The organism is Pseudomonas sp. SIMBA_067 (genome assembly GCF_046534675.1).
Classification (GTDB): Bacteria; Pseudomonadota; Gammaproteobacteria; order Pseudomonadales; family Pseudomonadaceae; genus Aquipseudomonas; species Aquipseudomonas putida.
Genome location: NZ_JAWRYH010000230.1, coordinates 1 through 302, shown reverse-complemented (window position 1 = coordinate 302; position 302 = coordinate 1). Strand labels below are relative to the sequence as shown.

The window sequence follows — 302 nt, the reverse complement described above, 5'->3', positions numbered from 1 at the left end:
GCTCATGGGAAACGTTGGCGACGAAGTCTTTGCGCATCTGTTCCAGCTGGTGGATGCGTGTCACGTCGCGCACCAGCATCATGTGTTCGTTGTTGCCGTAGCGGGTCAAGTACAGCTGGATGCGCACGCGATCATTGGTGGGCGAGGGGATTTCCAGCGCCTCTTCGTAATTGTCCTGCTCGAAGTATTCCTTGAAGCGTGGATGACGCACCAGGTTGGTCACCGGCTGGCCACTGTCCTGAGGCGTCTTGAGGCCCAGCAGGGTCTCGGCGGCGCGGTTCCACCACTCCAGGTTGCCATCG

1 pseudogene is annotated in these 302 nt (G+C 59.9%); it reads right to left on the bottom strand.

What is annotated here, in order from left to right:
- Positions 1-302, bottom strand: a pseudogene (locus SB765_RS28865) (PAS domain-containing sensor histidine kinase); the annotation flags it as partial.